Origin of the sequence: Terrihabitans rhizophilus, assembly GCF_033898525.1 — a bacterium.
Taxonomy (GTDB): Bacteria; Pseudomonadota; Alphaproteobacteria; order Rhizobiales; family Methylopilaceae; genus Flaviflagellibacter; species Flaviflagellibacter rhizophilus.
Genome location: NZ_JAXAFJ010000019.1, coordinates 1 through 1,417 on the forward strand (window position 1 = coordinate 1; position 1,417 = coordinate 1,417).

At 65.7% G+C, this 1,417-nt stretch carries 1 protein-coding gene; it reads right to left on the bottom strand.

Features of this window, described 5'->3' with window-relative positions:
• The coding region (gene oxc, locus SCD90_RS16535) for an oxalyl-CoA decarboxylase (RefSeq protein WP_319845814.1) at nt 1–1,327 on the bottom strand (1,327 nt) is incomplete at its 3' end.
• Nucleotides 1,328–1,417 lie beyond the last annotated feature (90 nt).

Sequence of the window (1,417 nt, forward strand, 5' to 3'; positions counted from 1 at the left end):
TGTACATGTCGATGATGCCGCGGGCGAGGTCGAGCGTGTTGGCGCCCTCGTTGACCAGGATCGCGTCCGGACGCTCCTTGATGACCTGCTTCAGCGCACCAAGAGCCGAGTGGAAGTCCATCGGCGTGGAGTTCTTGCCGAGGCGCGTGGCCATCTTGGCGATGTTGGATTCCTTCTTGGACTGGATCGTCTGCGTCCAGTCCGCCGAGGGAGCCTGCCAGTTGCCGGCGAGAGCCTTGTTCAGTTCGCCGATCACCGAGCCGATATCGCCGACGAGCGGTGCCGCGATCTCGATGTTCGAGTCCATTTCCTTGGGCTCGATGTCGATCTGGATGAAGCGCTTGGCGCCCTGCGGGCCCCACTGCTTGCCCTTGCCGTGGCTGAGCAGCCAGTTCAGGCGCGCGCCGACCAGGACGACGACGTCCGACTCGAGCAGCGCCGTGGAGCGTGCCGCGCCGGCCGACTGCGGATGGGTGTCGGGCAGGAGGCCCTTGGCCATCGACATCGGCAGGAACGGAATGCCCGTCGATTCGACGAACTGGCGGATCTCGTCGTCGGCCTGTGCGTAGGCCGCGCCCTTGCCGAGGATGATGAGCGGCTTCTTGGCCGACTTCAGCACCTCGACGGCGCGCTTCACCGCATCCGGGCCCGGCAGCTGTGCCGGAGCCGCGTCGATGACCTTCACCAGCGACTTCTGGCCCTTGGCCGCGTCCACGACCTGGCTGAACAGCTTGGCCGGCAGATCGAGATAGACGCCGCCCGGACGGCCCGAAACCGCGGCGCGGATCGCACGCGCGACGCCGATGCCGATGTCTTCCGCATGCAGCACGCGGTAGGCCGCCTTGCAGAGCGGCTTGGCGATGGCCAGCTGGTCCATCTCCTCGTAGTCGCCCTGCTGGAGGTCGACGATCTCACGCTCGGAGGAGCCCGAGATCAGGATCATCGGCCAGCAATTGGTGGTGGCATGGGCCAGAGCCGTCAGGCCGTTCAGGAAGCCCGGCGCCGAAACCGTCAGGCAGATGCCCGGCTGCTTCGTCAGGAAGCCCGCGATCGCCGCAGCATTGCCCGCGTTCTGCTCGTGGCGGAACGAGATCACCCGCATGCCCTCGGCCTGCGCAAGGCGGCCAAGATCGGTGATCGGAATGCCCGGAACGCCGTAAACGGTGTTGATGCCGTTCAGCTTCAGCGCATCGATGACCAGATGAAAGCCATCCGTCAGGTCCTGCTCGCCCGCGGCATCCGTCGTGATCTGGTCCGCCGTCGCCTGCGTCTTCGTCAGATCGCCCGACACGGCCGCTTCCTTCGCCTTATCAACAGTCGTCGCCATGGACGCCTCCTTAGAACTTCTCGGTTATCTTTGCCGTGCCCCACGGCCAGGGCCGAACGCCCATAGCCGAAAGTCGGGGGGAACACCACA